The following is a 26,906-nucleotide window of genomic DNA, read 5'->3' as shown; positions in this document are numbered from 1 at the left end:
GCCACGCGCGCCGGGCCGCTAGACGTCCGACGAGTAGCGGATCCCGCCGTCGGGAATCGACACTCCCGGCCACACCCGGGCGCCACGCAACAGCTCGCAGCGCGCCCCGATATCGGCGCCGTCGCCGATCACCCCGTCGCGGATCAGCGCCCGCGGGCCGATGCGCGCGCCGAAGCCGATGATCGAGCGCTCGATCACGCTGCCCGCCTCGACCTTGACCCCATCGAAGATCACCGCGCCGTCCAGTCGCACACCCGGGCCGATCTCGGCGCCGCGCCCGACGACCGTCCCGCCGATCAGCACCGCGCCCGGTGACACCGCCGCGCCGTCGTGCACCAGCTGCTCGCCGCGATGGCCCTGCAGGGCCGGCGACGGCGCGATGCCGCGCACCAGATCCGCCGAGCCGCGGACGAAGTCCTCCGGGGTGCCCATGTCGCGCCAGTAGCTGGCGTCGACGTAGCCGCAGACCTTGACGCCGGGATCGGACAGCAGCGCGGGAAACACCTCGCGTTCCACCGACACCTCGCGCCCGCGCGGGATCCGGTCGATCACCGGCCGCGAAAACACGTAGCACCCGGCGTTGATCTGGTCGGTCGGCGGATCCTGGGTCTTCTCCAAGAACGCGGTTACCCGGCCTTCCTCGGTGGTCACGCAGCCGAACGCCCGCGGGTCGCCGACCCGGACCAGGTGCAGCGTGACGTCGGAGCCCTGCGTGGAGTGGAAGTCGAGCATCTGGCCCAGGTCGGCTCCGGAGAGCACGTCGCCGTTGAACACCATCACGGTGTCGTGCCGCAGATGCCCTGCGACGTTGGCGATTCCGCCGCCGGTGCCCAGCGGCCGCTCCTCGGTGACGTACTCGATCTGCAGGCCCAGCTTGGAGCCGTCGCCGAACTCCGCCTCGAACACCGCCGCCTGATACGACGTGCTCAGGATGACGTGCTCGATGCCCGCCGCGGCGACCCGCGACAGCAGATGCGTCAGGAACGGCAGCCCGGCGGTGGGCAGCATCGGCTTGGGCGCCGACAACGTCAGCGGCCGCAGCCGGGTGCCCTTGCCCCCGACCAGGATCACCACATCGACTTGCGGACCGCCCACCAGATCTGCCATCTCAGCGTCGCCCTTCCAGGAGTTTCTGCCGCCCGGCCTTGCGCTGCGCGTTGCGCACCATCAGGCGGGAGCGCACCGCCAGCGACACGCGCAGCGTCCAGCGCAGCGGAGCGCGCGACCAACCGGAATGCCGGTCGGCCAGGAACGTATACGTGCTCTTGTGGTGGGCGGCCAGGTGGTTGGCGGGATCCCCGCCGGTGGAGTGGCCCTTGTGGTGCAGCACCTCGGCTGACGGCACGTAGACGGAAAGCCAGCCGGCCTTGCCGAGCCGGTCGCCCAGGTCGACGTCCTCCATGTACATGAAGTAACGCTCGTCGAACCCGCCGATCTGACCGAACGCCGACCGGCGCACCAGCAGGCACGACCCCGACAGCCAGCCCACCGGCCGCTCGGTGGGCTCCAGGCGCTCCTGGCGGTAGGCCGCCGACCACGGATTGCCCTTCCAGAAGGGCCCGACGACGGCGTGCATGCCGCCGCGGACCAGGCTGGGCAGGTGCCGCGCCGACGGGTACACCGACCCGTCGGGATCGCGGACCAGCGGGCCCAGCGCGCCGGCGCGCGGCCAGCGCGACGCGGCGTCGAGCAACGCGTCGATGCTGCCCGGGCCCCATTGCACGTCGGGGTTGGCGACGATCACCCACTCGCCGTCGCGATCCAGTTGTGCGACGGCGCGATTCACCGCGGTTCCGTAGCCGAGGTTGGCGCCGGTGTAGAACAGCCGCACGTTGGGGTAGCGCTCGACGGCCGCCTGCGGGGTGCCGTCGGTGGAGCCGTTGTCGGCCAGCAGCACGCACACTTCGCGCTCGGTGGCCAGCGACAGCGAGGCCAGGAAGCGCTCCAGGTGCGGGCCCGGTGAATAGGTCACCGTCACGACCGGCAGGACGTCAGTCACGCGTAGAGGGTAACGGTCGATCGGCCGCGACATCGCCAGCTGCGTTGGTTCCAGAGGCGGCCAGCGCCGCGGTAAGCGCGGCGCGCCAGGGCCGCAGCGGCCGCAGGCCCGCCGCGACGGATTGACCGCTGCCCAGCGCGGTGTAGGCGGGCCGGGGGGCCGGCCTCGGGACTTGTGCGGTGGTGACCGGTCGCACCCGCGTCGGGTCGGCGCCGCATTCCTCGAAGACCGCGCGGGCCTGCTCGAACCGTGAGCAGGCGCCCTCGTTGGCGGCGTGCAGGATCGGACCCGGCACCGAAGAGTCGACGATCTGCAACAGCGCGGCGGCCAGGTCTCCGACGTAGGTCGGCGAGCCGGTCTGGTCGCCGACCACATCGACCGGGCCGTCCCCGGCGGCCAGCCGACGCATGACCGCGACGAAGTCCTTGCCGGTGCCGCCGGTGTAGACCCAGGCGGTGCGGACAACCACGGCCTCGGGCAGCGCGGCGAGCACGGCCCGCTCTCCCGCCAGCTTGCTGCGGGCGTAGACGCCCTGCGGCGCGGTCCGATCGGTGGGCTCGTACGGCCGGGGCGCAGCACCGCCGAAGTCCCCGTTGAACACGTAGTCGGTGGAGACGTGGATCAACCGGGCGCCCGCCTTCGCGCAAGCCGCCGCGATGTGCCCGGGGCCGGTTTCGTTGATAGCGAACGCCCGCGCCTCGTCGCTCTCGGCCCCGTCAACGTTGGTGTAGGCCGCGCAGTTGATGACGACGTCGCCGCGCTGCACGATCCGCTCGGCCGCGCCGGGATCGGTGATGTCCCACTGGGCCGACGTCAGCGCCAGCACGTCGCGGCCCTGACTCGCCGCCAACGAGGTCAAATAGCCGCCCAGCTGCCCACCGGCGCCGGCGATCACGATCCTGGCTGACATGGTTCGAGTTTGGCATGGCACGAAAAGCCGGGCCGAAGGCCGGGCACGCGGGCGCCGGCTAACCATGAAGCTCCTGTGTCGCAAGTAATGTAGTGGGATGCCTGTGCAACGTGTGGTTCGTGTGATTGCCACCGCGCTGACGCTCGCGGTCGTCGTCGGCACCGGGATCGCGTGGAGCAACGTCCGGTCCTTCGAAGACGGCATCTTTCACATGTCGGCACCCTCGCTGGGCAAGGGCGGCGACGACGGCGCGATCGACATCCTGCTGGTCGGCATGGACAGCCGCACCGACGCGCACGGCAACCCGTTGTCGCAGGAGGAATTGGAGACGCTGCGGGCCGGCGACGAGGAAGCCACCAACACCGATACCATCATCTTGATCCGCATCCCCAACAACGGGAAGTCGGCCACCGCCATTTCGATCCCGCGCGACTCCTACGTCGCGGCCCCGGGGCTGGGCAAGACCAAGATCAACGGCGTCTACGGCCAGACCCGGGAGGCCAAGCGAGCCGAGCTGGTCAGGGCCGGCGACTCCGCCACCGACGCGGCCGCCCAGGGCACCGAGGCCGGCCGCGAAGCCCTGATCAAGACCGTCGCCGACCTCACCGGCGTCACCGTCGACCACTACGCCGAAATCGGCCTGCTGGGCTTCGCACTGATCACCGACGCCCTCGGCGGCGTCGACGTCTGCCTCAAAGAGCCGGTCTTCGAACCGCTTTCGGGCGCCGACTTCCCCGCCGGCCCGCAGCGGCTCAGCGGCCCCGAAGCGCTCAGCTTCGTACGTCAGCGCCACGAGCTGCCGCGCGGCGACCTGGACCGGGTGGTGCGCCAGCAGGTGGTGATGGCATCGCTGGCCCACCGGGTCATCTCCGGTCAGACGCTGTCCAGCCCCACCACGGTCAAGCGGCTGGAGGCCGCCGTCCAACGCTCGGTGGTGATCTCCGCCGGTTGGGACGTCATGGATTTCGTGCAGCAGATGCAAAAGCTGGCCGGCGGCAACGTCGCCTTCGCCACCATCCCGGTGCTCGACGGCGCCGGCTGGAGCGATGACGGCATGCAGAGCGTGGTGCGGCTGGACCCGCATCAGGTCGCCGACTGGGTCGGTGGCCTGCTGCACGAGCAGGAGCAGGGCAAGACCGAGGAGATCGCCTACACCCCGGCCAAGACCACCGCCAGCGTCGTCAATGACACCGACATCAACGGGTTGGCCGCGGCGGTGTCAGACGTGTTGAGCGCCAAGGGTTTTGCCCCTGGCACGGTGGGCAACAACGATGGCGGGCACGTCAAGACCAGCCAGGTGCGCGCCGCCAAGAGCGACGACCTGGGGGCCAAGGAGGTCGCCAAGGAACTCGGCGGGCTGCCCGTGGTGGCCGACACCTCGCTGGCGCCGGGCGCGGTGCGGGTGGTGCTGGCCAACGACTACAGCGGCCCGGGTTCGGGCCTGTCAGGCGACGCGACGATCATGCCCGCGAAGGTGTCCACCGCCGGCGCGGTGGCGGCCGACCCCAAGGTCCCGGCGCCGTCGCCGATCCTGACCGCCGGCTCCGACAAGCCCGAGTGCATAAACTGACGACCTGTGCCGCAACCGATCACGCTGAGCGGGGCCATCCTCGATCCGATGCTGCGGGCCGATCCGGTGGGACCCCGCATCACCTACTACGACGACAGCACCGGCGAGCGCATCGAATTGTCCGGCGCGACGCTGGCCAACTGGGCGGCCAAGACCGCCAACCTGCTGCGCGACGAGCTGGGCGCCGGGCCGGCCAGCCGGGTGGCGATCCTGTTGCCCGCGCACTGGCAGACGGCGGCGGTGCTGTTCGGGGTGTGGTGGATCGGCGCCGAGGCGGTGCTAGCTGGCCCCGGCGACCTGGGCGTCGACATCGCACTGTGCACGGCCGACCGACTCGACGAGGCCGACGACGCGGTGGCCGGCGGCGAGGTGGCGGTGCTGTCGCTGGACCCGTTCGGCCGCCCGGCACCCGACCTGCCGATCGGCGTGACCGACTACGCCACCGCGGTGCGGGTGCACGGCGATCAGATCGTTCCCGAAGCGCGGCCCGGTCCGGCGCTGGGCGGGCGATACGCCGACGAGGTGCTGGCCGATTGCGAAACCTCCGCCGCGGCAAGGGAATTGACATCCGCTGACCGGGTGCTCTCCGGCGCCTCGTGGTCCGGGCCCGCCGAGCTGGTGGATCACCTGCTGGCGATCATGGCCGTCGGCGCCTCACTGGTACAGGTGGCCAACCCCGACCCGGCCGCGCACCAGCGCCGGATCGAGACCGAAAAAGTCACCCGGGTGCTGTAGCGAGCCCCGACCCCGCCCACGCCACCGATACATATTGATATCGCTATATTTCGATGTTAACGTCGTGCGGGCATGGGGTGAACGCGAGACGAGAAAGGAAGGTTGCGGCGATGGCGGTGTACGGGCTCTTGGCGAAGGCGGCAGGCACGGTGGTCACCGGCTTGGTCGGCGTGACGGCCTACGAGGTGGTGCGCAAGGCAGTGGCCAAGGCGCCGCTGCACGAGACCGCGGTGAAGGGCGCCGAGCTCGGACTGCGCGGCACCCGCAAGGCCGAGGAGGCCGCCGAGTCGGCGCGGCTGCGGCTCGCCGACGTCATGGCCGAGGCGCGCGAGCGCATCGGCGAGGAGGCCCCCACCCCGTCGGTCGCCGCCACCCACGACCACGAGCACTGATTCGGTTCGACATGGAGCTGGCCCTGGTCCCCGACATCGCAGCCGAGGAGCGAACCGAAGACTCTGGGCTGCAGGTCATTTCGGATGCGGCCGGACGGATGCGGGTGGCCGTCGGGTGGGTGCGCGCCGACCCCCGGCGTGCCGTGGCGGTCGAAGAGGCCGTCGCCAAGTGCGCGGGCGTTCGCGTGGTGCACGCCTACCCGCGAACCGGGTCGGTCGTCGTCTGGTATTCGCCCCGGCGCACCGACCGGTCCTCGGTGCTGGCCGCCATCGGCGAGGCGGCGCACCTCGCCGCCGAACTGATCCCGGCCCGCGCGCCGCATTCGGAGGAGATCCGCAACGCCGACGTGCTGCGCATGGTGATCGGCGGCGCCGCGCTGGCCCTGCTGGGGGTGCGCCGCTACGTCTTCGCCCGCCCGCCGCTGCTGGGCCCCAGCGGCCGGCTGTTCGCCACCGGCGTCACCGTCTTCACCGGCTATCCCTTCCTGCGCGGCGCGCTGCGCTCGTTGCGCTCGGGCCGGGCCGGAACCGACGCGCTCGTCTCGGCGGCGACCGTGGCGAGCCTGGTGTTGCGGGAGAACGTCGTCGCGCTGACGGTGCTGTGGCTGCTCAATATCGGTGAGTACCTTCAGGATCTGACGCTGCGGCGGACCCGCCGCGCCATCTCCGAACTGCTGCGCGGCAGCCAGGACACGGCGTGGATCCGGCTCGACGGCGGCCCCGAGGCCGGCACCGAAGTTCAGGTGCCCATCGACACCGTGCAGATCGGCGACGACGTGGTGGTGCACGACCATGTGGCCATCCCGGTCGACGGCGAGGTGGTCGGCGGCGAGGCGATCGTCAACCAGTCCGCGATCACCGGGGAGAACCTGCCGGTGGCCGTGGCTCTCGGCGCGCACGTGCACGCGGGCTCTGTGGTGGTGCGCGGACGCCTGGTGGTGCGCGCCCGCGCCGTGGGCAACCAGACCACCATCGGCCGCATCATCGCCCGGGTCGAGGAGGCCCAGCACGATCGGGCGCCCATCCAGACGGTCGGCGAAAATTTTTCGCGCCGTTTCGTTCCCACCTCGTTCATCGTCTCGGCCATCACGCTGGCCGTCACCGGAGACGTCCGCCGCGCGATGACCATGCTGTTGATCGCCTGCCCGTGCGCGGTGGGCCTGGCGACGCCGACCGCGATCAGCGCGGCGATCGGCAACGGCGCCCGGCGCGGCATCCTGATCAAGGGCGGCTCGCACCTCGAACAGGCCGGCCAGGTGGACGCGATCGTGTTCGACAAGACCGGCACGCTGACGGTCGGGCGCCCGGTGGTGACCAACATCATTGCGCTGCATTCCGACTGGCAGCCCGAGCAGGTGCTCGCGTACGCGGCGAGCTCGGAGATCCACTCCCGGCATCCGCTGGCCGAGGCGGTGATCCGGTCCACCGAGGAACGCCACATCACCATCCCGCCGCACGAGGAGTGCGAGGTCCTGGTGGGCCTGGGCATGCGGACCTGGGCCGACGGCCGGACCCTGCTGCTGGGCAGCCCCGGGCTGTTGCGCGCCGAGAAGGTGCGGGTGTCCAAGAAGGCCTCGGAGTGGGTGGACCGGCTGCGCCGTCAGGCCGAGACCCCGCTGCTGCTGGCGGTCGACGGCAAGCTGGTGGGGCTGATCAGTTTGCGCGACGAGGTGCGGCCCGAGGCCGCCGCGGTGCTGAAGCAGTTGCGCGCCAACGGTATTCGTCGCATCGTGATGCTCACCGGGGATCACCCGGACATCGCCGAGGTGGTCGCGGGCGAGCTCGGGATCGACGAGTGGCGCGCCGAGGTGATGCCGGAGGACAAGCTCGCGGCGGTGCGCGACCTGCAGGACGAGGGCTACACCGTCGGCATGGTCGGCGACGGGATCAACGACGCGCCCGCCCTGGCCGCGGCCGACATCGGCATCGCCATGGGGCTGGCCGGCACCGACGTCGCCGTCGAGACCGCCGACGTGGCGCTGGCCAACGACGACCTGCACCGGCTGCTCGACGTGCGCGATCTGGGGGCCCGCGCGGTCGACGTCATCCGGGAGAACTACGGCATGTCCATCGCCGTCAACGCCGCCGGGCTGATCATCGGCGCGGGCGGGGCGCTGTCCCCCGTGCTGGCCGCGATTTTGCACAACGCCTCGTCGGTGGCGGTGGTGGCCAACAGTTCCCGGCTGATCCGCTACCGGCTGGATGCGCCGCGCGGCGCGGCGAACGGCGATCGCGCCGGCTAGGAGTCAGCAGCCGCAGGCGTGTCCGCGCCAGGCGTGGACACGCCTGCGGGACGGCGATGCCGGCGATCCCGAGCCCGATCGTGGGGTCGATCCACCAGCCGCCGGACCACAGCGCCGTCGCCGCCAGGCCCGCCAGCACACCGGCCGACTGCGCGGCACACAGGTAGTTCTGGGTGCCCTCGCCGCGGGTGGCGCCCGAGTCCAGCCGCGTGCCGAGCCGATGGTTGGCCCAGCCAAGCGCCAGCATCAGCACCGGGGCGACGGCGGTCAGCCCCATGCCGATCACCGACGGGTCGGCGTGGTGTCCGTCGGTCAGGTCGCGCAGCGACTCGGCGGCGACGTAGGGGGCCGTCAGAAAGAACGACACCGCCACGCCCCGCTGCGCGCGTCGCTCGGCCGACTTACTCAGCGTGCGGGAGCCGCTGAAGCGCCACACCACCATCGCGCTGCCCAGCGCCTCGGCCCCGCCGCCCAGCGCCCACCCGGTGAGCGCGACCGATCCGACCGCCAGCCCCTGCCACAGCCCGACGACGCCTTCGACGAGCACCGCGGCCAGGCTCAGCCAGGCGAGCCGCCGCGCCGCGTGGGCACTGCGCCGCCAGGCGATATCGCGCGTGACCGCGCGCGGCGACTCGGCGATCGGGGCCAGCGTTTCCACTCGGCCCATGCTAGGGCGGGCCGGCTCGGGGCCGGGACGCGAAACGGCCGGGAGACCGTATCGTTATTCTGGCTAACCAGCCTCGCAAGGGGCTCGAAAGGGATTGCGGAAGGATTGGGGAGTGGCGCGCACCAACGACGACACCTGGGACCTGGCGACCAGCGTGGGAGCGACGGCCACCATGGTGGCCGCCGGGCGCGCCCGCGCCACCCTGGACGGGCTGATCGACGACCGGTTCGCCGAGCCGCTGGTACGCGCTGTCGGTGTCGACTTCATGACCCGCTGGGCCGCCGGCGAACTGGACTCCGCCGATGTCGACCAGCCCGGCGCCCCGTGGGGCATGCAACGCATGACCGACATGATGGCCGCCCGCACCCGCTACATCGACGCCTTCTTCGCCGAGGCGGGCGCCCAGAAAGATCCGGCCATCGACCAGGTGGTCGTCCTGGCCTCCGGCCTGGACGCCCGCGCGTATCGGCTGGCGTGGGCGCCGGGCACCACGGTGTTCGAGATCGACCAGCCGCAGGTCCTCGAGTTCAAGGCCGCCACCATCGCCCAACTCGGCGCCCAGCCCACCGCCGAGGTGCGCGCCGTTGCGATCGACCTGCGCCACGACTGGCCGTCGGCGCTGCGCCAGGCCGGCTTCGACACCGGGCGCCCCGCCGCCTGGGCGGCCGAGGGACTGGTCGGCTTCCTGCCGCCCGAGGCCCAGGATCGCTTGCTGGACAACATCACCGCCCTGTCCGCCGACGGCAGTCAGCTGGTGGTGGAGGTCTTCGCGAACACGGGGATCAACGGCGACGCTTTGAACGCCGCGAGCGAGAAGTGGCGGCGCAATGGCCTGGACATCGCCCTGGGCGAGCTGGGCTTCCCCGGCGAGCGCAACGACGTGGCGACCTATCTGCAGCAGCGGGGCTGGCAGCCGGTCCGCACCCCGCTCAACCAGCTGCTGGCCAACCACGGACTGCCGCTGCAGTCGACCGACCCCGATGCGCCCTTCGCCCAGAACTACTACTGCACCGCGGTGCTGAACAAGACGGGGTGACGATGCCGAACAGCAAGCCCGCCAAGCCACTTGACGGATTCCGGGTGCTCGACTTCACCCAGAACGTCGCCGGCCCGATGGCCGGACAGGTGCTGGCCGACCTGGGCGCCGAAGTCATCAAGATCGAGGCACCCGCCGGCGAGGCCGCCCGGCACATCACGGCCGTCCTGCCCGGGCGCCCGCCGCTGGCCACCCTGTTCCTCCCCCACAACCGCGGCAAGAAGTCGGTGCTGGCCGACCTGCGCAGCGACGAGGTCACCGAACAGATTCTGCGGCTGGTCGATACCGCGGACGTTGTGTTGGAAGGGTTTCGGCCCGGAGTGATGGAACGCATGGGCCTGGGCCCCGACGAGCTGCAATCGCGCAATCCCAAGCTCATCTACGCGCGCCTGTCGGCGTACGGCGGCAACGGGCCGGAGGGCAGCCGGCCGGGCGTCGACCTGATGGTGGCCGCCGAGTCGGGCATGACCACCGGAATGCCCACGCCCACCGGCAAACCCCAGATCATCCCGTTCCAGCTCGTCGACGCGGCCAGCGGTCACGTGCTGGCCCAGGCGGTGCTGGCCGCGCTGCTCAACCGCGAGCGCCATGGCGTCGCCGACGTCGTGCGGGTCGCCATGTACGACGTCGCGGTCAGCCTGCAGGCCAGCCAGCTGACCATCCATCTGAACAAGCCGACCGAGACCCCCAAGCCCGATGCACCAAAACCTAAGCGGCGCAAGGGCGTTGGCTTCGCGACTCAACCATCGGACGCCTTCAAGGCCGCCGACGGTTACCTGGTGATCAGCGCGTACGTGCCCAAGCACTGGGACAAGCTGTGCGAGATCATCGGCCGGCCCGACATGCGCGACGACGAGCGGTTCGTCGACCAGCGCGCGCGGGCGCTCAACTATCCCGAACTGACCGAGGAACTCGAGAAGGCGCTGGCCGCCAAGACCGCCGACGAATGGGTGCGGCTGCTACAGGAGGGCGGCCTGATGGCCTGCCACGCCTACACCTGGAAGCAGGTGGTCGGCACCGCGCTGTTCGCCGAGAACGAGCTGGCCCTGCCGGTCGGCGAGGGCGAGCACGAGGTCACGGTAATCCGCACCCCGGCACGGTATTCCAGCTTCGAGGCCTCATCGGCTGGCTGGGTCACCGACCCTCCCCCGGCCCTCGGCCAGCACACCGAGGAGTACCTGGGCGCGTCTCAGCCCACGCCGTAGGCTCTCACGGCGTGAGCTTGACCACCCGGTCGTTGCCGCGGTCGGCGGCGTAGACGTTGCGGTCCTTGTCGACCGCCACGGCCAACGGCGTGTTGAGTCCGTCGAACGGCAGGACGGTCGGCGCGTTCGAGCCCGCCGGGAACTTCACCACGTCACTCTTGTCGTGTTCGGTGACGTAGACGGTGCCGCTGTTGTCCACCGCGATGCCCCATGGCACAGAGATGTTTTGAAACGGCAACTCCGTCTGAGTGTTTGAATTGACGTCGAGCTTCACGATCCTGTTGTTGTCGGTGTCGGCGACGTACACGGTGCCCGCGGCGTCGACGGCCACGCCGTCGGGATTCTTGAGCCCGTTGAACGGCAACTCGATCTGGGTTTTGGATCCGGCCGCCAGCTTCAGCACCCTGCTATTGCCGCGGTCGGCGACGTACACGCTGCCCTGGCTGTCGATCGCGACGCCCTCGGGATAGCTCAGACCGGTGAACGGCAGCACCTTCTGGTCGTTGGAGCCGGCGGCCAAACTGACCACCCGGTTGTTGAAGTCGGCGACGTACACCGTGCCCGCCCCGTCGACCGCCAGACCCTGGGGCTGGTAGAGCCCGTGGAACGGCAGCACCGTCGTGGCGTTCGAACCGGCCGTCAGCTTCACCACCCGGCCGTACATGCCTTCGCTGGTGACGTAGACGTCGCCGGCGCCGTCCAGCGCCACCCCGCCCGGGGACAGGCGGAAATCAATACCGTTGAACGGCAACACACTTTGACCGGACGCCTGCTCTGGCCCCGAGGACCGCGTGGACAGGTAACCGGTGACCGCCATGATGAAAGCGACGAGGGCGACGAGCGCGATCGCACCGACGATGATCCACTGCCTTCGCTTGCTGTCGATCGGCGCAGGGCGCCTCCCGAAGTCCGGCCCGGACCCGTAGGCGTGGCCGAATGTCGTTGGTGCGGGGCGAATCAGCGACGGGTTGCGGCCGGAGCGCTCCGACCAACCGGCGCCACCCGTTCTCGACGCCACCGGACCGGCCATGGTCTCGGCGCCGGGCCATGGGACCACGGAGTGTGGCTCGCGCTCCGGTCGCTGGCCCGATGCCTCGGCGCGCTGGGCCGCGCTCTCCCCCTCGCGCAGGATCGTGGTGGCCTTCCGCTGCTCGGATGTGGTCAGCGCGTCGTGGGCGGCGGCGGCGAATTCGCCGGCGGTGCGATAGCGCTCCTCGGGATGCTTGGCCATGCCCTTGGCGATCACCTGATCCAGGGCGGGCGGAAACGCGCCGGGACGCATTTGGCTGGGCGGTAAGGCCGTCTTCGTCAGATGCGCGGCGACCAGCCGTTCGACGGTGTCCGCCCGGTACGGGGGCGATCCGGTCAGGCACTCACTCAAAACGCATGCGAGGGAATAGATGTCGACGCTGTGGGTGACATCGTCGTCGGTGAATCGTTCCGGGGCCATGTAGTAATACGTTCCGATCGCGGTCCCGACCTGGGTCAGCCCCGGATCGGACGCGGCCCGCGCGATGCCGAAATCGGCCAGGTACGCGAAGTCGCTGGGAGTGACCAGGATGTTGCCCGGTGTGACGTCACGGTGGGTCACCCCGGCGGCGTGCGCCGCGTCCAGCGCGGCGGCCACCTGGCTGATGATGGCGATCGCCCGCGGCGCGGCCAGCGGGCCATCCCGGTGCAACAGCGTGCCCAGGTCGACGCCATCGACGAGGCGCATCTCCACAAAGAAGCGCCCGTCGATCTCGCCGTAGTCGTGGATCGGCACCACATGCGGTTCGGTCAGCCGCCCCGCGATGTCGGCCTCGCGCTGCAGGCGGGCGCGGAACTCCGGATTGCCGGAGAACTGCAGCGAAATCAGTTTCAGGGCCACCAAGCGCCGCTTGCGCGTGTCCTCGGCCTCGTACACCTCACCCATGCCGCCCTGACGCAGGAGCCGCACCAGCCGGTAGGGGCCGAACCAGGACCCGACCCGCGAGGCCGGCCCGTTATCGCTCACCGTCGAGCCCCTTTCACTCGTCCTTTACGTCGGTCAGGAAATCGCATTGACCGCGCTCGACAGCTTCGTGGTGAACGAGCTGGGCAACGGGATGGAACCGTACTGGTCCAAACCGTCCTGACCCGGACCGATCGCGGCCTGCATGAACGCCTTCACCGCCTTGCCCGTGGCCGCGTCCGGATAATTCGAGCAGACGATTTCATAGGTCGCCAGCACGATCGGGTACGCGCCCGGCTGTGTCGGCTTGTAGAACGACGACGTGTCCAGCACCAAATCCTTGGAGTCCGAGCCCTGGCCCTGGAAGGTCGCCCCGGCAATCGTCTTTTCGACGGAGTCCTTGGTGATCGGCACCGCGTCCGGACCCGCCGACGTGATGATCGACGCCATGCTTAACTGCTTGCCCACCGCGAAGGACCACTCGTTGTAGGTGATCGACCCCTCCGTGTTCTGCAGCAGCGCGGACGTGCCGTTGTTCCCCTCCGCGCCCTGCCCGACGCCGCCGTTGAACGTCTCGCTGCCGCCCTTGCCCCAGGCCCCGTCGGACGCGCCGTCGAGATACTTCTGGAAATTGGCGGTGGTGCCGGATTTGTCGCTGCGGAAGATGACCGTGATGGGCGTCGACGGCAGGTTCAGGCCCGGGTTGATGGCCTTGAGCGCCGGATCGTCCCACTTGGTGATGGTGCCGTTGAAGATCTTCGCGGCGGTGGGCCCGTCCAGCTTCAGCCCGCTGACGTTGCTGAGGTGGTAAGTGATCGCGATCGGCCCGAACACCGTGGGCAGATCCCACGCCGACGAACCGCATCGCTGCGCCGCCCGGTCGTTCTGGCCGGTCGACGGGTCCAGGGGGACATCTGAACCCGCGAGATCGGTTTGGTTGTTCAGGAATTCGGTCACGCCGGCGCCGGATCCGTTGGCGTTGTAATCCAGCGTGTAACCCGGGCAGGCCCGCACGTAGGCGTAGACGAACTGCTCGATGGCGTTTTGCTGCGCGGTCGAGCCGCTGTCTTTGAGCACCTTCTTGCCGCCGCAATCCACCGACGCCTTGGCGCCGGACGAGTTCGAGTCGCCGCATCCCGCCAGCGCGAGGGCCACGGCGGCCACCAGGCTCGGTGCGACGCCAACTCGAGCGAACCTCACAAAACTCCTTCGATCGTCAACAAAAGTTAACCAATCGCGAATATACAAACCCTTGACAAAGAATGAGAGGTTAATGAGTGGTGACCGCGGGCCGGGCGCAGACACGTAGCATCGGTTGTCAATGCGTCGCGAACAACAGTTACCGGCCGCAGGTGCGGCTCCTGTCGCCGATGATGGTGGCCGGCCCATGCGGGCGATCGACCTGACTCTGGGGTTCGGCCCCAAAACGGTCCTCGAGCAGGTCAGCCTCGACTTTCCCGCTCGTTCCGTCACCACCCTGCTGGGTCCGACCGGCTCGGGCAAGACCACCTTCCTGCGCACCCTGAACCGGATGAACGACAAGGTCTCCGGATTCCGGCACAGCGGTGACGTCCTGCTGGGCGGGCGCACCATCTTCGCCGACCGCGACCTGATGGAGTTTCGCCGCAGCGTGGGCATGCTGTTTCAGCGGCCCAACCCCTTCCCGATGTCGATCATGGACAACGTGGTGGCCGGCGTGCGCGCACACAAACTGGCGCCGCGCAAGCAATTCAGAAATGTCGCCGAGGCCCGGCTCACCGAGGTCGGCCTATGGGACGCGGTCAAGGATCGGCTCGGTGACTCCCCGTTCCGGCTCTCCGGGGGCCAACAGCAGTTGTTGTGCCTGGCCCGCGCGCTCGCGGTGAACCCGGACGTGCTGCTGCTCGACGAGCCCACCTCGTCGCTGGACCCCACCACCACCGAGAAAATCGAGGGACTCATCCGGTCCCTCGCCGACCGGCTGACCGTGATCATGGTGACCCACGATCTCGCGCAGGCCGCCCGCACCGGCGACCGGACCGCCTTCTTCTTCGAGGGCAGGCTGGTCGAGGAGGGGCCGACCAAGCAGTTGTTCCTGTCGCCGAAGCATGAGGAGACCGTCCGCTATTTCGCGCCGTTTCGGCCGGCGGCGGGGTCCTCGCACGCGGCCGGGATCGCGGAAAGCCCATAGCGGGAAGGGCTCGCCGGGGAAGAGGAAGCGAGGACGTGAAGAGTCGTCTGGGCACGCTGCTGGGGCTGCTGGCCATCGCGCCGCCGGCCCTAGGGGTCGCGGCCTGTGGTTCGCATGCCGCCAGGGGCGGTGCGCCGAGCACCGGGCCGACCGCCGGCAGCGTCGCCACCACCCCGGCGACGTCCACGATGGAGCTCTCCGAAACCGGCAGCACGCTGCTCTATCCGCTGTTCAGCGAGTGGGGCGCCGCGTATCGCGCGAAATACCCGAACGTCACCGTCACCACCCAGGGCAGCGGCTCGGGCGCGGGGATCTCCCAGGCCGCGGCCGGGGCGGTCGTCATCGGCGCCTCCGACGCCTACCTGTCCGCGGGCGACACGGCCGCGCACCAGGGGCTGATGAACATCGCGCTGGCCATTTCGGCGCAGCAGGTCAACTACAACCTGCCCGGCGTCCACCAGCACCTCAAGCTCAACGGCAAGGTGTTGGCCGGCATGTACCGGGGCGCGATCAAAACCTGGAACGACCCGCAGGTCGCCGGCATCAACCCCGGCCTGCAACTGCCCGACACCCCGGTGGTTCCGCTGCACCGCTCCGACGGGTCCGGCGGCACGTTTCAGTTCACCCAGTACCTGTCCAAGCAGGATCCCGACGGCTGGGGCCGCTCGCCCGGCCTCGGCACAACGGTCGCCTTCCCGGCGGTGCCCGGCGCGCTCGGCGAGAACGGCGACGGCGCCATGGTGACGGGCTGCGCCGCGAACCCCGGCTGTGTGGCCTACACCAGCATCGGCTCGCTCGACGAGGCCGACGAGCACGGCCTCGGCGAGGCCAAGCTGGGCAACGCCTCCGGCAAATACCTGCTGCCCACGGCTAAGAGCATCCGGGCCGCGGCGGCCGCTTTCGCCGCGAAAACCCCGCCGAACCAGGCAGCCTCGCTGATCGACGGCCCGGCCGCCGACGGGTATCCGATCGTCAACTACGAGTACGCGATCGTCAACGAGCACCAGCGCGACGATGCCACCGCCCAGACGCTGCAGGCCTTCTTGCACTGGGTGATCACCGCCGGCAACGGCCCGTCGTTCCTGGACACGGTTCACTTCCAGCCGCTGCCGGACCCGGTGGTGAAGTTATCGGACGCCCAGATCGCCAAGATCGGCGGGTGAGCACGGTAACGCGAGGCGCACAAAGGAAAAGGAGAAGAAGGTGAAAGTTCGCTTGAGTAAGTTGGCGGCCGCCGCCGCGACGGCGCCCTTGGTGTTGGCCCTCGCGGTCGGCATGGCGGCGTGCGGTTCGAACTCGCAGAACGGTTCGCCGACTCAGGGCGGGGGCGGGCCGGTGGCGACGACGCCGGCGTCATCCCCGGTGACGTTGGCGGAGACCGGCAGCACGCTGCTGTACCCGCTGTTCAACCTGTGGGGCCCGGCCTATCACGACAAGTACTCGAACGTCACGATCACCACGCAGGGCACCGGCTCCGGCACCGGGATCTCCCAGGCCGCGGCCGGGGCGGTCACGATCGGCGCCTCCGACGCCTACCTGTCCGAGGGCGACATGGCCGCGCACAAGGGATTGATGAACATCGCGCTGGCCATTTCGGCGCAGCAGGTCAACTACAACCTGCCCGGTGTCACTGAACACATCAAGCTCAACGGCAAGGTGTTGGCCGCCATGTACAACGGCACCGTCAAAACCTGGAACGACCCGCAGATCGCCGGGCTGAACCCCGGCGTGAACCTGCCGGCCACGCCCGTGGTTCCGCTGCACCGCTCCGACGGTTCCGGTGACACCTTCCTGTTCACCCAGTACCTGTCCAAGCAGGACCCCGACGGCTGGGGCAAATCGCCCGGCTTCGGCACCACCGTCGCCTTCCCGACGGTGCCCGGCGCGCTGGGCGAGAACGGCAACGGCGGCATGGTGACCGGCTGCGCGGACACCCCAGGGTGCGTGGCCTACATCGGCATCAGCTTTCTCGACCAGGCCCAGCAGAAGGGGCTCGGCGAGGCACAGCTGGCCAACGCCTCGGACAAGTACCTGCTGCCCGACGCCAAGAGCATCCAGGCCGCGGCCGCCGGCTTCGCCGCGAAAACCCCGGCGAATCAGGCGATCTCGCTGATCAACGGCCCGGCCGCCGACGGGTATCCGATCGTCAACTACGAATACGCCATCGTCAACAGCGGTCAGAAGGACGGCGCCACCGCCCAGACCCTGCAGGCCTTCCTGCACTGGGCGATCACCGACGGCAACAACGCCTCGTTCCTGGACAAGGTTCACTTCCAGCCGCTGCCGGCCGAGGTGGCGAAGTCGTCGGACGCCCAGATCGCGAAGATCAGCGGCCAGTAGGGGGTTCGGTGACCGACTTGATGGCGGGCGCGCTGGAGCGGGTCCGCGGCGCGCGCCGCCCGGGCCTGGCCATCCGTTCCCTGGGTGCGGTGGGCGCGGTGGTTCCGCTGCTCGCGCTCGTGTTCGTGCTCGCGACCCTGCTGCTCGAGGCGCTGCCCGCGATCAGGGTCAACGGCCTGCACTTTTTCACCGCCACCGAGTGGAACCCCGGCAACACCTATGGCGACGCCGTCGTCACCCGTGGCGTGCGACATCCGGTCGGCGCCTACTACGGGGCGTTGCCGCTGATCGTGGGCACCCTGGCGACCTCGGCGATCGCCCTGGTCATCGGGGTCCCGGTGTCGATCGGGGCGGCGCTGGTGATCGTGGAGCGGTTGCCCAAGCGTCTCGCGTCGGCCATCGGGATGGTGCTCGAATTGCTCGCCGGCATCCCCAGCGTCATCGTCGGCCTTTGGGGGGCAATGACATTCGGGCCGTTCATCGCCCACCACGTGGCCCCGGTGATCGCCCGCAACGCCCCGGACGTGCCGGTGCTGCGCTACTTGCGCGGCGACACCGGTAACGGGGAGGGCTTGTTGGTGTCCGGGCTGGTGCTGGCGGTGATGGTCATTCCCATCATCGCCAGCACCACCCGCGACCTGATCCGGCAGGTGCCGGTGCTGCCGCGCGAGGGCGCCGTCGCTCTGGGGATGACCGACTGGGAGTGCGCGCGGCGGGTCACCCTGCCGTGGGTGTCGAGCGGCATCGTCGGCGCCGTGGTGCTCGGGTTGGGGCGCGCGTTGGGCGAGACCATGGCCGTCGCCATGGTGTCGGGCGCGGTGCTGGGCGCGATGCCCACCAACATTTACGCGACGATGACCACCATCGCCGCCACCGTTGTGTCGCAGCTGGATTCGGCGATGACCGACTTCACCAACTTCGCGGTGAAGACCCTCGCCGAGGTCTCCCTGGTGTTGATGGTGATCACGTTGCTGACCAACGTCGCGGCCCGGGCGATGGTGCGCCGGGTGTCGGGCACGGCGCTGCCGGTGGGACGAGGTGTCTGAGATGGTCCGTGCCCGGCGCAAGGTCGTCAACGCGCTGTCTTGGGGCGCGTGCGTGTGCTGCCTGGCGGTGGTGGTCGGGCCGACGCTGTGGATGCTCATCGAGGTCGTCGGGCGGGCCCTGCCGGTCTTCACATGGAATGTCCTGACCGAGAGCACCCGCGGCAACGGCGGCGGGCTGCGCAACGCCATCATCGGCACGGTGGTCATCGGTGTCGGCGTCCTGCTGGTCGGCGGCACCGTCAGCGTGTTGACCGGGATCTATCTCTCCGAATTCGCCGGCGGCAGAACGCGTTCCATCCTGCGGGGCGCCTATGAGATCTTGTCCGGCATCCCGTCGATCGTGCTCGGCTACGTCGGCTATCTGGCGCTGGTGGTCAAGTTCGGATGGGGGTTTTCCCTGGCGGCCGGGGTGCTGACGCTCTCGGCGATGAGCATCCCGTACATCGCCAAGGCCACCGAGTCCGCCCTGTCGGCGGTGCCCACGTCCTACCGGGAGGGAGCGGAGGCGCTCGGGTTGCCGCTCGGTTGGACCCTGCGCAAGATCGTGCTCAAGTCGGCGATGCCCGGCATCGTCACCGGCCTGCTGGTCGCGCTCGCGCTCGCGGTCGGCGAGACGGCGCCGATGCTTTATACGGCGGGCTGGTCGAATTCCGCCCCGACCGGCAAGCTCACCGACTCACCGGTGGGCTACCTGACCTATCCGATCTGGACGTTCTACAACCTGCCGTCGAAGGCGGCTCGCGACCTGTCCTACGACGCGGCCTTCCTGCTGATCATCTTGGTGTTCCTGCTGATCGTGCTCGGTCGGCTGATCACCTGGTTCGCGCGGCGGCACTCCGAATCCGGGTAGCCCGTCAGCCGGTCGCCAGCCGCACCACCTGAACGAAGAACTCGTCGATCTGCCGGACGGCCTTCATGAACTGATCGAGGTCGACGGGCTTGGTGACGTAGGCGTTCGCGTGCAGCTTGTAGCTGCGCAGGATGTCTTCCTCCGCCGAGGAGGTGGTGAGCACCACGACTGGGATGCGGGAAAGGTCGGGATCCGACTTGATCTTCTCCAGCAGCTGGCGGCCGTCGTATTTGGGCAGATTCAAATCGAGCAGGATGAGATCGGGCCGCGCCGCGTCGGCGAATTCGCCGCGCCGGTAGAGGTAGTCCAGGCCTTCCTGCCCGTCGTGGGCGACGTGCAGCCGGTTCTTGAGCTTGTTGTGCTCGAACGCCTCTCGCGTGATGAGCTCGTCGCCCGGATCGTCCTCGACGAGCAGGATGTCGATCACTCGGCCTTCGGGTGTCGTCATTGATGCACTCCTTCCAAAGCGACCGAGTCTGCGTCCTCGACCGGTTCGGGCATGGGCAGGGTGAATTCGAATCGGGTCCCGTCGGTGTAGGACGTGTCGATCCGGACCGTGCCGCCGTGGTGCTCGATGATCTTCTTGACCAGCGCCAGGCCAACTCCGGTGCCGGCGTACACATCCCGGCCGTGCAGCCGCTGGAAGATCACGAACACCTTGTCGGAGAATTCCTCAGAAATGCCGATGCCGTTGTCCGCCACGCTCAGCAGCCACTGCCCGTCGTGGGTGCCGGTGCCCGGCGCGGTCGTCCTCGACCAGCAGCAACGACAACGACTGCCAACCCGCCGCCGGGGCGGCAACAGCGTGCGTCGGTGTCAATTCCCGGCCATCTGTGAACGGGCAGGGGGCGTCACGTTCTGCAGCGCAGACCCCCTTGCCGCGAAGACCCTTTGCTCTGTGACGGTTGGTCGGACGTAGTCGGTACCTGTTTACCGGCTGTCGGTGTGGACTTCACGCACCGAGTGGAGAACCTGGGCGGTCCGGCGCACCATTTCGCAACGGCACCGCCGGAAAAGGGATCAGCGCAGCAGCGCCCGCGACATCACGACGCGCTGAATCTGGTTGGTGCCCTCGTAGATCTGGGTGATCTTGGCGTCGCGCATCATCCGCTCGACGGGGAAGTCGACGGTGTACCCGGCCCCACCGAACAGCTGCACCGCGTCGGTGGTGACCTCCATCGCCACGTCGGAGGCCAGACACTTCGACGCCGCGGAGATGAAGCCCAGGTTGGCTTCGCCACGCTCGGCGCGTGCGGCGGCGTGGTAGACCATCAGCCGCGCGGACTCGACCTTCATGGCCATGTCGGCGAGCATGAACTGCACGGCCTGGTTGTCGCTGACCGGGCGGCCGAACTGCTTGCGCTCCTTGGTGTAGGCGATCGCGGCGTCCAGCGCGCCCTGGGCGATCCCGACCGCCTGGGCGCCGATGGTGGGCCGGGTGTGATCCAGCGTGGCCAAGGCGGTCTTGAAACCGGTACCGGGCTCGCCGATGATCCGATCACCCGGGATGCGGCAGTTCTCGAAGTACAGCTCGGTGGTCGGCGAGCCCTTGATGCCGAGCTTTTTCTCCTTGGGCCCGACGGTGAACCCCTCGTCGTCCTTGTGGACCATGAACGACGAGATGCCGCCTGAGCCCTTGTCGGGATCGGTCACCGCCATCACCGTGTACCAGCTCGACTTGCCGCCGTTGGTGATCCAGCACTTGGCGCCGTTGAGGATCCAGTCGTCGCCGTCGGCCTTGGCCCGGGTCCGCATCGAGGCCGCGTCGCTGCCGGCCTCCCGCTCGGAAAGCGCATAAGACGCCATCGCCGTGCCGTCGGCGATCGAGGGCAATACCTGCTTCTTCAACTCGTCAGAACCGCGCAGGATCAGCCCCATGGTGCCCAACTTGTTGACCGCCGGGATCAGCGACGCCGACGCGTCGACGCGGGCGACCTCCTCGATCACGATGCACGCCGCTACCGAGTCCGCGCCCTGCCCGCCATACTCCTCGGGCACATGCACCGCGTTGAACCCCGACGCGTTCAGCGCCTCGAGCGCCTCCTGCGGGAACCGCGAATTCTCATCGACATCCGCGGCGTGCGGAGCGATCTCCTTCTCCGCCAGCGCCCGGATCGCCGCCCGCAACTCCTGGTGCTCCTCGGGCAATCCGAACAGATCAAACGTCGGGTCTCCGGCCCAACCAGCCATCGTGGCCTCCTATTACTACTCGCCGGTAACTTTACCCTGACGCTGCTGCAGCGCCTCATCCTTGGCCTGCACGCTGTCGGCCAGCCGCTGCTGGAAGTCCACAATCCGCGCCCGCAGCGCCGGGTCCGACGATGCGAGGATGCGCACCGCCAGCAGGCCGGCGTTGCGGGCTCCCCCGATCGAGACCGTGGCCACCGGGACCCCGGCGGGCATCTGCACGATCGACAGCAGCGAGTCCAGGCCGTCCAGGCGCGCCAGCGGCACCGGCACACCGATCACCGGCAGCGGCGTCGCGGACGCGACCATGCCCGGCAGGTGCGCGGCTCCCCCGGCCCCGGCGATGATCACCTCGATGCCGCGCCCGGCCGCGTCGCGCGCGTAGTCGAACATCACCTGCGGGGTGCGGTGCGCCGAGACCACCCGAACCTCGGCCGGCACGTCGAACTCGGCCAGCGCCGCCGCGGCGTCGGCCATCACCGACCAGTCGCTGTCGCTGCCCATGATCACGCCGACCCGAGGAGCTTTACCCATGCGGATCCCATCCGTCCGTCCACTGCGCGCGTGACAACCAGTGTGCCGCCAGCTCGGCGCGCTCCCGCAGCTTCGCGACGTTATCTCGATCCGCCGGCCCGGAGCCGACGAAGTTGACGTGGCCGACCTTGCGGCCGGGTCGTTCCTGCTTGCCGTACAGATGGACGCGCGCGTCGGGCATCCGCGCGAACAGGTGGTGCAGCCGCTCGTCGACGCTCATCCGCGGGATTTCGGGGGCGCCCAGCACGTTGGCCATCACCGTCACCGGCGCCAGGGCATCGGTGTCACCGAGCGGGTAGTCCAGCACCGCCCGCAGATGCTGTTCGAACTGGCTGGTGCGCGACCCGTCCATGGTCCAGTGCCCCGAGTTGTGTGGCCGCATCGCCAGCTCGTTGACCAGCAGCTCGCCCTCCACGGTCTCGAAGAGCTCGACGGCGAGCAGCCCTACCACGCCGAGCTCGGCCGCCAGCCGCAGCGCCAGCTCCTGCGCGGCGGCGGCGCGTTCGCCGGACAGCTCCGGCGCGGGCGCGATCACCTGCACGCAGATCCCGTCCCGTTGCACCGTCTCGACGACCGGCCACGCGGCACCCTGACCGAACGGCGACCGGGCCACCAGGGCGGACAGTTCCCGGCGCAGGTTCACCTGCTCCTCGGCCATCACCGGCACGCCATCGGCCAGCAACGCCGTCGCGATCTCGCGGGCGTGCAACGGATCACGCGCCATCCGCACCCCGCGCCCGTCGTAGCCACCGCGGACCGCTTTGACGACCACCGGCCCGGCGATGCGCCGCGCGAAGGCGTCGAGTTCGTCGACGCTGCCGATCCCGGCGTAGCGGGGGACGGGGACGCCGAGGGCCTCGAGCCGGCGGCGCATGACGAGCTTGTCCTGCGCGTGCACCAGGGCCTGCGGCGGCGGCGCCACGTTGACGCCCTCGGCGACCAGCTTGTCCAGCAGTTCGTTCGGCACGTGTTCGTGGTCGAAGGTCAGCACGTCGGCGCCCGCCGCCACCCGGCGCAGGTCGTCGATGTCGGTGTGCGAACCGATGACGACGTCGGGCGCGACCAGCGCCGCCGGCTCGTCGGCGGAGGTGGCCAGCACCCGCAACGTCTGCCCCAGGGCGATCGCCGCCTGATGGGTCATCCGGGCAAGCTGGCCGCCGCCGACCATCGCCACGACGGGGACGTCGCGGGGGACGGTTCGGGAGGCGGCGCAGGGGGCGGCGCCCGGCGGGCGTGTACTCGGCACGGCCATCATGGTGTCACGGCGAAACAATTCGGCGCTAAAGGCGTGTTGACCGGGGTCGACACCGAATTGTTACGCACAATTTTGCGTCGAATTTGTGTCCGTCCGTACACTGACGTGTTGTGTCCTTCGCCGAAGCCACGATTTCGCGTCTGCCTAGGGTTATGCAGCCCTATTTGCTACGCCACCACGAACTGATCAAATTCGCCATCGTCGGCGGAACCACATTCGTCATCGACTCGGCGATTTTCTACACGCTGAAGCTGACAATTCTGGAGCCCAAACCGGTGACCGCAAAGGTGATCGCCGGCATTGTCGCGGTGATCGCGTCCTACGTGCTGAACCGGGAATGGAGCTTCCGCAATCGCGGGGGCCGTGAGCGTCACCACGAGGCGTTGCTGTTCTTCGCGTTCAGCGGCGTGGGGGTGCTGCTGTCCATGGCGCCGCTGTGGTGCTCCAGCTACGTGCTGCAGCTGCGCCAGCCCACGGTGTCGCTGGCGGTGGAGAACGTCGCCGACTTCGTCTCGGCCTACATCATCGGCAACCTGCTGCAGATGGCGTTCCGGTTCTGGGCGTTTCGGCGCTGGGTGTTTCCCGACCAGTTCGCGCGCGACCCGGAGAAGGCGCTGGAATCCGCGCTTACCGCCGGCGGCATCGCCGAGATCTTCGAGGACGAGATCGAAAACGACAACGTCACGCTGCTGCGCGCCTGGCGCAGCCGGGCCGATCGGCCGGGTCAGCTGGGCGATTCGTCGGAACCCAGGGTGTCGAAGACTTCGTGATACAGCAGCGCGTGCACCTCGCGCAGCCGCGGAATGTCGTAGAACTCCAACGGATCTTGTGACGCCGATTCGATGATCAGCGTCCCGGTGCGGAACATCCGTTCGGTGATGCGGTCGCGGAATTCCACGCTGTTGATGCGGGCCAGTGGGATGTCGATCCCGGTGCGCGTGGCCACCCCGTGCCGAAACATCACCCGCCGGTTGGTCACCACGAAGTGGGTGGTCAGCCAGCTCACAAACGGCCACAGCGTCAGCCAGCCCACGATCACCAGCCAGACGCCCCAGATGACGCCGTGGATGATGTTCTTGGCGAGCTGCTCGAAGTGCGTCGAGTCGAGGTAGCCGGAGCCGAACGCGGCCAGTCCCGTCACCGCGATGAGCACCAGCACCGGCCAGATCAGCCGTTTCCAGTGCGGGTGGCGGTGCACGATGACGTGTTCGCCGGCGGCCAGGACGTTATCCGGATAGCCCATGCCCGCCGACATTAGCTGCGCGCCGCGCCAATCCGCGCACAACTAGCGCAAATGGTGGCGAGCCGCATCGCCCGGCTCGTGCTGATGTGGCGACCCGCATCGCCCGGCTCCGCCGCGCTTGCGATCGCCACTAGCGCAAATGGTGGCGACCCGCATCGCCCGGCTCCGCCGCGCTTGCGATCGCCACTAGCGCAGATGCACCACGTCGCCCGCCGCGACGACGACGGTCTGCCCGCTTGCCCCTCCCGTTTCCAGGCACAGTCTGCCCTGATCGTCGATGGCGCCGGCGATCCCGTCGACCCGTTTGCCGCCGGGCAGGTGCGCGCGCACCCGGTTGCCGATGGTCAGGCTGCGCTCCCGGTAGTCGGCGGCCAGGCCCCAGTCGGCCCCCCGCGCGGCGCGCCAGCCCACGATCCGCCGCCCCAGCTCGCGCAGCAGGGCCGACACCAACGCGGTGCGGTCCGGCGCCGCGACGCCCAGGTCGAGCAGCGAGGTGGCCCCGTCGATGCCGGCCGGAGCCTCAAACACGTTGAGCCCCAACCCGATTACCACGACCGGCTTGGCCACCTCGGCCAGAATTCCGGCCAGCTTGCCCGGCGAATCCGGCGGGCCGGCCAGCACGTCGTTGGGCCACTTGAGACCCACCCGCGCCCACGCCAGTAACGGCGTCACGGTATCGACCACCGCCACGCCGGTGGCCAGCGGCAGCCAGCCCCATCCGGTGGTCGGGACGTCGACCACGCTGACCCCGACCGACATGGTGATCTGGGCCCGCGGCGTGGCCGACCAGCCGCGGCCGTGTCGGCCGCGCCCGGCGGTCTGGTGCTCGGCGATCAGCACCGCGCCGGCGACGTCGTCGCCCGCCGCCGCGCGTGCCAGCAGGTCGGCGTTGGTGGAGCCGGTCCGCTCGACGACCTCGAGCTTGCGCCAGCCCAGCCCGGTGCCGATCAACTCGGCGCGCAACGCGCCCTCGTCCAGCGGTGCCCGAAGCGGATCTCGTCCCGTCACCGCACCCAGCCTAGAACTCAGGGCCGACGGTCACGCATGTCCAGCACGGCCAAATGGCTGAACAGCATGCTGGTTCCGATCGGGTTGCCGCCGCCGGGATACGCCGTGCCGCTGGGCGCGGCCATGGTGTTTCCCGCCGCGTAGAGGCCGGGGATCGGGTCGCCGGCGGTGTCGAGCACCCGCGCCGCGGCGTCGGTGCGCAGACCGCCCTTGGTGCCCAAATCGGAGATGCCGAACGCGGCGGCGTGATACGGCGGTGAGTCGATGGGCACCAGCGGCGACGCGCCCGCCGAGAAGGCGCGGTCGAAGGCCTCGTCGCCGCGGCCGAAGTCCTCGTCGACGCCGGCGGCGGCAAAACCGTTGAACCGGGCCACGGTTGCGGCCAGCCGCTGGCCCGGCACCCCGATCTTGGCGGCCAGCTCCTCAAGGGTGTCCGCGGTGTGCCACAGGCCGGCGGCGACGTACTTCTCGGTCTCGACGATGGCGACGTTGGCCGCCTTGACCGGCGGCACCTCGCCCTCCTTGTGGTCGTAGATCATCCAGTACGGCAACGTGATCGAGCCGTCGGCCAGTTGGGCGAGGATCTCGCGCCCGGCCCGGTCGTAGGCCCGGGATTCGTTGACGAACCGGTCTCCGTGCTGGTTGACGAAGATGCCGCCGGTGAACCACAGCGCGAAGGCGGACCGGCCGTCGGGATGCGTCATGCCCGGCGACCACCAGGCCTGGTCCAGCAGGTCGGTGTCGGCGCCCGCGGCGATGCCGGCCTGCAGCGCCAGGCCGAGGCTTCCCGGGCCGCCCATGGTGTCCCGCGACGTTCCCGGCACGCCGTAGCGGCGACGCAGCTCCTCATTGGCTTCGAAGCCCCCGGCGGCCAGCAACACCCCCCGCCGGGCGCGGATCGCGCGGCGCTCGCCGGCGGTCTCGACGATGGCGCCCGCGACGCGACCGTCCGAGAGCACCAGCTCGACCAGCGCGGCGTCGCGGCGCAGCGACGCCGTCGGGTACTGGCCGATGGCCTTGAGGAACCGCGCGATCAGGGCGCGGCCCCCGACGTAGTAGTCAGGCGGGGGCTCGATGCCGAGCCGGTCGGTGTCCAGCGGCCCGCGGATCGCCTCGCGGAATTCCGGGGCGGCGGCCACCGCCAGCGGCTTGGCCGCGATGTGGCGCTGACCGTCCAGCCGCGCCTTCGGCGCCTTGCCGTAGTAGTCGGGCCAGGGCAGCGGCACGAACTTCAGGTTCGGGTCGGCCTCCAGGTACTCGATCAGCCGGGCGCCGCCGCGGACATAGGTCTCCTGCAGCTCGCGCGGCGTGCGGTCACCGACCACGGCCCGGTAGTAGGTCAGCGCGTCCCCGATGGTGTCGTCGGTGCCGGCGCGCAACAGCACGGGATTGCACGGGAACCAGACGCCGCCCCCGCCGGAGTAGGCGGTGGTGCCACCGAATTTGGGCGTCGCCTCGACCAGCAGCACGTCGAAGCCCTCGCGGGCCGCGGTGTAGGTACCGGTCACTCCGCCGCCGCCGGAACCCGCGACCAGCACGTCGCATTCGGCCGCCCAGTCCATCAGCGGAGACTAGCGCGCCGC

The 26,906-nt window shown here is 69.6% G+C and carries 24 protein-coding genes and 2 pseudogenes; 12 read left to right on the top strand and 14 right to left on the bottom strand.

From position 1 onward, the window contains the following. Nucleotides 1-18: 18 nt before the first annotated feature. From manB to rfbD, 3 genes are read right to left on the bottom strand one after another with little or no spacing between them, the layout of a single operon-like run. Nucleotides 19-1,095: a mannose-1-phosphate guanylyltransferase gene (manB, locus tag BST14_RS12660; protein WP_169926083.1), complete on the bottom strand. Its 1,077-nt coding sequence runs from the start codon at nt 1,093-1,095 to the stop codon at nt 19-21. A 13-nt stretch (nt 1,096-1,108) separates the two neighbouring features. Further along, nucleotides 1,109-2,032 carry a glycosyltransferase family 2 protein gene (locus BST14_RS12655; protein WP_169926082.1) on the bottom strand — a complete coding sequence of 308 codons (924 nt, stop codon included), beginning with the start codon at nt 2,030-2,032 and terminating at the stop codon, nt 1,109-1,111. After that, nucleotides 1,992-2,909 (bottom strand): dTDP-4-dehydrorhamnose reductase, encoded by a 918-nt coding sequence (rfbD, locus tag BST14_RS12650; protein WP_083064793.1) that lies wholly within the window; start codon nt 2,907-2,909, stop codon nt 1,992-1,994. Before rfbD ends, BST14_RS12655 begins: the two co-directional genes overlap by 41 nt. Nucleotides 2,910-3,006: 97 nt before the next feature. On the opposite strand from rfbD, the gene BST14_RS12645 reads away from it, so the two are divergent. From BST14_RS12645 to ctpC, 4 genes are all read left to right on the top strand, one after another. After that, complete coding sequence (locus tag BST14_RS12645) at nt 3,007-4,479, top strand: LCP family protein (protein WP_083064792.1); 1,473 nt, start codon at nt 3,007-3,009, stop codon at nt 4,477-4,479. Between the two features lie 6 nt (nt 4,480-4,485). Then, nucleotides 4,486-5,214 (top strand): TIGR03089 family protein, encoded by a 729-nt coding sequence (locus tag BST14_RS12640; protein ID WP_211280716.1) that lies wholly within the window; start codon nt 4,486-4,488, stop codon nt 5,212-5,214. A 110-nt stretch (nt 5,215-5,324) separates the two neighbouring features. Next, a complete protein-coding gene (locus tag BST14_RS12635) occupies nt 5,325-5,606 on the top strand; it encodes a DUF1490 family protein (RefSeq protein WP_083064791.1) in 282 nt (93 codons plus the stop codon). An 11-nt stretch (nt 5,607-5,617) separates the two neighbouring features. Further along, complete coding sequence (gene ctpC, locus BST14_RS12630; RefSeq protein WP_083064790.1) at nt 5,618-7,849, top strand: manganese-exporting P-type ATPase CtpC; 2,232 nt, start codon at nt 5,618-5,620, stop codon at nt 7,847-7,849. A 3-nt stretch (nt 7,850-7,852) separates the two neighbouring features. Here ctpC and BST14_RS12625 read toward each other — a convergent pair. Then, nucleotides 7,853-8,516, bottom strand: a pseudogene (locus BST14_RS12625) (cation efflux transmembrane domain-containing protein). A gap of 112 nt (nt 8,517-8,628) precedes the next feature. Here BST14_RS12625 and BST14_RS12620 point away from each other — a divergent pair. Both BST14_RS12620 and BST14_RS12615 read left to right on the top strand, forming a co-directional pair. Then, entirely contained in the window at nt 8,629-9,552 is a 924-nt protein-coding gene (locus BST14_RS12620) for a class I SAM-dependent methyltransferase (RefSeq protein WP_083064789.1), read from the top strand. A gap of 2 nt (nt 9,553-9,554) precedes the next feature. After that, nucleotides 9,555-10,757 (top strand): CoA transferase, encoded by a 1,203-nt coding sequence (locus BST14_RS12615; protein WP_083064788.1) that lies wholly within the window; start codon nt 9,555-9,557, stop codon nt 10,755-10,757. Nucleotides 10,758-10,761: 4 nt separating this feature from the next. Here the strand turns inward: BST14_RS12615 and BST14_RS12610 are convergent, their stop codons facing one another. Further along, entirely contained in the window at nt 10,762-12,753 is a 1,992-nt protein-coding gene (locus BST14_RS12610) for a serine/threonine-protein kinase PknD (protein ID WP_083064787.1), read from the bottom strand. Nucleotides 12,754-12,786: 33 nt separating this feature from the next. Continuing rightward, on the bottom strand, nt 12,787-13,890 hold the full coding sequence (gene pstS, locus BST14_RS12605) for a phosphate ABC transporter substrate-binding protein PstS (RefSeq protein ID WP_083064786.1): 1,104 nt from the start codon (nt 13,888-13,890) through the stop codon (nt 12,787-12,789). A gap of 121 nt (nt 13,891-14,011) precedes the next feature. Between pstS (BST14_RS12605) and BST14_RS12600 the strand changes: the two genes are divergently transcribed. From BST14_RS12600 to pstA, 5 genes are read left to right on the top strand one after another with little or no spacing between them, the layout of a single operon-like run. Then, complete coding sequence (locus tag BST14_RS12600; protein ID WP_438502154.1) at nt 14,012-14,860, top strand: ATP-binding cassette domain-containing protein; 849 nt, start codon at nt 14,012-14,014, stop codon at nt 14,858-14,860. Nucleotides 14,861-14,895: 35 nt separating this feature from the next. Further along, the gene (pstS, locus tag BST14_RS12595) at nt 14,896-16,023 is read left to right on the top strand and encodes a phosphate ABC transporter substrate-binding protein PstS (RefSeq protein ID WP_083064784.1); all 1,128 of its coding nucleotides are present in this window, start codon (nt 14,896-14,898) and stop codon (nt 16,021-16,023) included. A gap of 40 nt (nt 16,024-16,063) precedes the next feature. Continuing rightward, nucleotides 16,064-17,200 carry a phosphate ABC transporter substrate-binding protein PstS gene (gene pstS / locus BST14_RS12590; RefSeq protein WP_083064783.1) on the top strand — a complete coding sequence of 379 codons (1,137 nt, stop codon included), beginning with the start codon at nt 16,064-16,066 and terminating at the stop codon, nt 17,198-17,200. Nucleotides 17,201-17,220: 20 nt separating this feature from the next. Further along, on the top strand, nt 17,221-18,246 hold the full coding sequence (pstC, locus tag BST14_RS12585) for a phosphate ABC transporter permease subunit PstC (RefSeq protein WP_142279385.1): 1,026 nt from the start codon (nt 17,221-17,223) through the stop codon (nt 18,244-18,246). Between the two features lies 1 nt (nt 18,247). Beyond that, nucleotides 18,248-19,096, top strand: a complete 849-nt coding sequence (gene pstA, locus BST14_RS12580; RefSeq protein WP_083064781.1) for a phosphate ABC transporter permease PstA — start codon at nt 18,248-18,250, stop codon at nt 19,094-19,096. Nucleotides 19,097-19,100: 4 nt separating this feature from the next. Here the strand turns inward: pstA and BST14_RS12575 are convergent, their stop codons facing one another. The 5 genes and pseudogenes from BST14_RS12575 to BST14_RS12555 all read right to left on the bottom strand — a co-directional run bounded on the left by BST14_RS12575 (nt 19,101) and on the right by BST14_RS12555 (nt 23,072). Beyond that, complete coding sequence (locus BST14_RS12575) at nt 19,101-19,544, bottom strand: response regulator (protein WP_083064780.1); 444 nt, start codon at nt 19,542-19,544, stop codon at nt 19,101-19,103. After that, a pseudogene (locus BST14_RS12570) lies at nt 19,541-19,840 on the bottom strand (sensor histidine kinase); the annotation flags it as partial. The gene BST14_RS12575 and the pseudogene BST14_RS12570, both read right to left, overlap by 4 nt. Before the next feature lie 276 nt (nt 19,841-20,116). After that, nucleotides 20,117-21,286, bottom strand: coding sequence for an acyl-CoA dehydrogenase (locus BST14_RS12565; RefSeq protein WP_083064779.1), 1,170 nt, complete (start codon nt 21,284-21,286; stop codon nt 20,117-20,119). Nucleotides 21,287-21,301: 15 nt separating this feature from the next. Then, the gene (gene purE / locus BST14_RS12560; protein ID WP_083064778.1) at nt 21,302-21,817 is read right to left on the bottom strand and encodes a 5-(carboxyamino)imidazole ribonucleotide mutase; all 516 of its coding nucleotides are present in this window, start codon (nt 21,815-21,817) and stop codon (nt 21,302-21,304) included. Further along, the gene (locus tag BST14_RS12555) at nt 21,810-23,072 is read right to left on the bottom strand and encodes a 5-(carboxyamino)imidazole ribonucleotide synthase (RefSeq protein WP_083064814.1); all 1,263 of its coding nucleotides are present in this window, start codon (nt 23,070-23,072) and stop codon (nt 21,810-21,812) included. Before BST14_RS12555 ends, purE begins: the two co-directional genes overlap by 8 nt. Nucleotides 23,073-23,182: 110 nt before the next feature. On the opposite strand from BST14_RS12555, the gene BST14_RS12550 reads away from it, so the two are divergent. After that, nucleotides 23,183-23,842, top strand: a complete 660-nt coding sequence (locus BST14_RS12550) for a GtrA family protein (RefSeq protein WP_083064777.1) — start codon at nt 23,183-23,185, stop codon at nt 23,840-23,842. Here BST14_RS12550 and BST14_RS12545 read toward each other — a convergent pair. The 3 genes from BST14_RS12545 to BST14_RS12535 form a co-directional block, all read right to left on the bottom strand. Next, on the bottom strand, nt 23,797-24,315 hold the full coding sequence (locus BST14_RS12545; protein ID WP_083064815.1) for a PH domain-containing protein: 519 nt from the start codon (nt 24,313-24,315) through the stop codon (nt 23,797-23,799). The two genes, BST14_RS12550 and BST14_RS12545, sit on opposite strands and share 46 nt — an antisense overlap. A gap of 186 nt (nt 24,316-24,501) precedes the next feature. After that, nucleotides 24,502-25,323: a biotin--[acetyl-CoA-carboxylase] ligase gene (locus tag BST14_RS12540; protein ID WP_083064776.1), complete on the bottom strand. Its 822-nt coding sequence runs from the start codon at nt 25,321-25,323 to the stop codon at nt 24,502-24,504. Between the two features lie 17 nt (nt 25,324-25,340). Then, the gene (locus BST14_RS12535) at nt 25,341-26,885 is read right to left on the bottom strand and encodes an FAD-binding protein (protein WP_083064775.1); all 1,545 of its coding nucleotides are present in this window, start codon (nt 26,883-26,885) and stop codon (nt 25,341-25,343) included. Nucleotides 26,886-26,906: the final 21 nt, after the last annotated feature.

The sequence above is a fragment of the Mycobacterium arosiense ATCC BAA-1401 = DSM 45069 genome, from assembly GCF_002086125.1.
In the GTDB taxonomy this organism is placed as follows: domain Bacteria; phylum Actinomycetota; class Actinomycetes; order Mycobacteriales; family Mycobacteriaceae; genus Mycobacterium; species Mycobacterium arosiense.
Note: the sequence above shows the minus strand (reverse complement) of the source record. Positions and strands in the feature narration are given on the sequence as shown.